Source organism: Mycolicibacter arupensis (genome assembly GCF_002086515.1).
Taxonomy (GTDB): Bacteria; Actinomycetota; Actinomycetes; order Mycobacteriales; family Mycobacteriaceae; genus Mycobacterium; species Mycobacterium arupense.
This window is the reverse complement of sequence record NZ_MVHH01000095.1, coordinates 1-4,635: the sequence shown is the minus strand read 5'-3', so window position 1 is coordinate 4,635 and position 4,635 is coordinate 1. Positions and strand designations below refer to the sequence as shown.

At 63.8% G+C, this 4,635-nt stretch carries 2 protein-coding genes; both read right to left on the bottom strand.

Annotated features, from left to right (window positions below; translation table 11 throughout):
- A partial coding sequence (gene eccCa / locus BST15_RS20675) for a type VII secretion protein EccCa (protein ID WP_083071164.1) occupies positions 1–3,953 on the bottom strand: 3,953 nt, incomplete at its 3' end.
- The coding region (eccB, locus tag BST15_RS20670) for a type VII secretion protein EccB (RefSeq protein ID WP_046191441.1) at positions 3,950–4,635 on the bottom strand (686 nt) is incomplete at its 5' end. The genes eccB and eccCa, both read right to left, overlap by 4 nt.

Sequence of the window (4,635 nt, the reverse complement as noted above, 5' to 3'; positions counted from 1 at the left end):
GTCAGGCTTTGGCTGAATTGGGGGTTGACGAGTTGTAGGTAGGTGGGTTCGTCGTTGTCGGTCAGGAGGATTGCTCGGCCTGCGGGGAGGCGGGCGAAGCGTTGGCCGCGGATTTTGCCGCTGTCGGCGGGGTTGCCCGAGAGCATCAGGGTGGTGGCTTGCAGGTCGTTGAGTCGTCTCAGGAGGGGGTTGGTCATCAGGGCGTGGCCGGAGCCGGTGGCGCGGCCGGTGACGATGACACGCAGTCCCAGATCGCCTGCTTGGGAGAGCAGTTCGATGAGGGTGCTCCAGGGGCGTTGCCCGGCGTAGGGCCCCGACAGGGCTGGGGTGTCGGGGATGGCGTCGACGTCGTCGATGATCAGGTAGTGGGTGTGCCCTTCATAACGCCAGGCCGCCAGATCGGTCGCCGACAGGCCTGCTGGGGGGCGGCGGGAGCCGATCAGTGCCGATAGGCCCAGCATCGCCGGGATGACCCGGTCGACGTTGGCGGTGTACTCATTGTCGGGGAACAGGGGTTCATCCACCAGGTGCAGGCGCCGGTCGATGACGGTGAACGCCACCTGCTCGGGACTGCTGTGCTCACGCACGGTGCGAATGATGTGACGCAGCAAGGTGGTCTTGCCGGATTTAGCGTCCCCGAGCACCAACAGCAGCGGGTTGGTGGTGAAGTCGACCTGCACGGGAGCCAGGTCCTCCTCACGCACACCGATGACCAGGCGCTCGGGTGCGGTGTAGAGCGGCCCGACTTCTTCGGGTGCCAGGTTGGTCGGCAGCAACCGCACCGGCGGTGCAGCCAGCCCGGGGTGGCGGGCGTTGATCGCGCCGATCTGCCCCAGGTCGGGTTGGGCGATCAAGAAGTGCTCGGCGGCCATGGTCAGGCCACGTCCGGGCTGGTTGGCCGGCACCGCTTCAGCGGGGCGGGTCAACGCTCCAGCGACCCGCACATTGCTGTCACGGGCGTCATGGAGTTTCAGTTCCAGGCGCAGACCCAAACCATCACGCATCGCCAACGGCACTTCCAGCCAACTGGGGGTCGTGACGATCACGTGGATGCCGTAGGCCAGCCCCACGTTGACCAGTTCGGTGACTTTGGCCAACAACGGATTGCGGGTGTTGAAGGCATCGGTGTTGTCGCGGCTGAACGCATACAGGTTGTCGATGACCAGGAACACTTCCCCGTAACCGTCGTTGAAGGCACCGACACTGCCATCACGGAACGCTTCCCGCTGCTGACGTGCGGTCAGCAGTTGTTCGAGTTCCCCGAACGTGCGGCGGATCTTGTCGGGCTCCAGGCCCGAAGCCACACTGCCCACATGGGCCAGCTCTTCTAGGGCCCGCAACTGCCCGCCGCCGTAATCGAGGACATAGAAACTGGTTTCCCGCGGCGAATGCAGCGCCGCCGCCGAGAGGATGAAGGTCTGCACGGCGGTGGTCTTGCCCGATTTGGGGCTGCCGTGAATCAGCAGGTTGCCCGAGGCTGAGCGGGCATCGAAGACCAGTGGGTCGCGGCGCATGTCGAAAGGCTTGTCGATCTGACCCAACGGCCACCGCAACGCCCGCTCACCGATTCCCGCGGTAGCCAACGTCGCCGCCAACGCGATCGGCTCATCGAGCGGCGGCAACCACAACGGTGGGGCCTGGGGCCCGTAGCCGGCCAACTGATCACCAATGGTGGCGATCAACTTGCGGGGAGTGACCTCAGGCAACTCCTGAGCATCGATGATCGTGGTGTCCGCACCCGAATCGACCACCCCGGCGGTGAACAGTTTCGGCTCCGGCAGCGCATTGATCACCACTGCCGGTGATTGCCGCGGCGGATCATAGATCCCGTCGACATAGGTGGAGCGGAACTTGATCGGCGCTGCCCCCGGGGCGGGCACCAAGAACCCTTCGCCCTTGTGCTCTTTACCCGATTCGATGTGGTAAGCGTCCTCCACACCGATGATCTGCCGCGACACACTCGGCGAAGCGACCTTAAGCCCGATCCGATACGAGGTGTTCTTGTCGATGTCTTTGATCTTGCCGACATCCAACGTCTGCGACGCGAACAGAATATGGATCCGGAACGAGCGGCCTTTGCGGGCCACATAGTCGAACAATTCGGCGTACTCGGGATGATCGGCCAGCATCAAGGTGAACTCATCGGCCACGATGAACAAGGTCGGGATCGGCGCCAGATCATGCCCGGCAGCGATCGCCGCCTCATACTCGGTCACGGAGTTAAACGCACTGCCCTGCACCCGCCGGCCCGCCTCACGCAGCAACAACTCCCGCCGGGCCACCTCACCACGCAGCGTGTCAGCGAACCGATCCGCCAACGACTTCTTCTCGGCCATGTTCGAGATCACCGCAACCACCTGCGGGAAATGCCGGAAAATGTCCGCGCCGGCCTCACCCTTGAAGTCGGCGTAGATCACGATCAACCGATCCGCCGAATGCGTCGTCAACAACGACAACAGAATCGACATCAACGTCTGCGACTTACCCGAACCGGTCATACCGATCATCAACCCGTGCGGACCCATCCCGCCCTCGGCCTCATCCTTGAGATCGAAGAACAACGGCTCACCGGTCGCGGTCACCCCAATAGGCACCCGCAACTCGTCCTCACGACGCCGCGGCGCCCACAACGCCGGCACATCCAACTGCGAGGCATCAGCAATACCCAACAACGTGGTGAACGTGGCCCCACGCGTGCCCGCCGACCGCAACCCGGCATGAGTGGGATTGGAATCCCACCGCGACAGCCGCCGCGCCAGGTGCCCAGCATCGGCAACACTGAACGCATCGGCGGCATCAACCCAGCGTGACCAGCCACCGGACTGCCACCGATCAATCGAACCCCCACCCGCACTGACCCGCAGGATCGGGCGTTCAGGATCGCTGTACTGCTCCCGGCTCGGAGCCACCGCACCCCGAACAATGACCGTCACCCCAGCGCGGGCAACACCCAACACCGAGGCCGCCACATCAAAATTGGGGTCATCAACAATGACCAACAAGTGCCGCAGCCCATCACCAGGCTCACCGGTAAACGGTGGACGGGCCGCCAACACCGGGGCCAGCAAACCCACCAATTCCTCACCACTGGCCGCCAAATACCGGGCCGGGCCCACCCCATCGACCGAACCAGCGATATCGGTGTGCGGCAACCACTTCAACCACGACCACGCCGGGGACTCCAACTCCGGTGAGGCCAACGCCACCCCCACCATCGTCGGGTCATGCCAGCACACCGCCTGGGCCACCCACGCCCGCACCGCAGCACGCACATCAGCGGCAGCATCAGCACCCTCACCAAGGACCGTCACCCGCGACACCGACGCCACATCCAACCCCACCGGCACATCACGCACCGTGCGCTGGGTATCCAACAAACTGCGCAGCGCACTGTGCGATACCGGCTCCAAGTCGATCTCATCAGCGGTATCAGCCACCCGCACCGTGCTGGCCAACGGCACCACATGCCGGCCCGTGCGCACCACCAAAAAATCCTCATCATGAGGATCGCGTTCCCACTGCCGCCGCGAACCCGGCACCGCCACCAAATCGGCAGGATCAGGATGCGACCACTGCGCCGCCGCCCGCTGCTGCGCCGCAGCACCCCGAATATTGTCCCGAACCACCGACAAATACCGCAGATAATCAGCCCGCTCAGCATCAACCTCAACCGTGCGGGACTTCTTATCCCCACCCCGATAAATCCCCGCCGCCGCCACCAACAACGCAAACGGGAAGAACAACATCACCGGCGAAATCAACCGCATACCCGTGGCGAACATGGCGATCACCATGCCCACAATCAACAACACAATCACCACCGGCAACGCCCGCTGCAAAAACGACGCCGGAACCAACCGCGGCAACTCCGGCGGCGGCTCAATCGTGATCGTTCCCCGATCCACCGGCGGCACCGGCAACCGACGACGTGCCTCAAAAATCAAACGACTCATCGGGACTCTCCCCCGTTAGAACCAACAGCAGCCACCCGACGACCCGGCCGCGCATCCGGCGCCAACCCGTCATGAGCCAACAACGCATCCGACCGCGACAACGCCGGCCCCACCGCAAACTGCGACAACACCGACCACGGAATCGGCACCGCCGGCTCACTCAAACCCAACGCCGACACCGTGTCACCCTCACCACCACCAGAACCACCCTCAGTGTTGATGCCATAACGCACACCGGTATCGGAAACCCAAAACAACGGCCCCGCAACCGCATCCGCCGCCGGATCACCACTGACGCTCTGCACGAAAAACCCCGAACCCGCAGGCAACGCCACCCGAGCAGCCGTACCGCCCACACCAGCACCCACCAAATCCAAGGTCGACACACCCTCACGCAACGGCAACACCGAACCCGACAACAACACCAACGAACTCGTGCTGGCCCCAACAGGCTTGCTCCACAACGCACACGTCACCGGAGCCGACACCGCATCAACCACCCTCACCGGCCGCTCCGGGAACCGCGACACATCCAACCCACCAGAAACCGGCAACCGCGCCACATCATCAGCACCCAACACCGGCGGCCGATCCAACCCAAACGAATCCGAATTACGCAACACCGCCGCCAACACACCCGAAATCGGCTGCAAACCATCCTCCAACACCGCGTAATAACGCA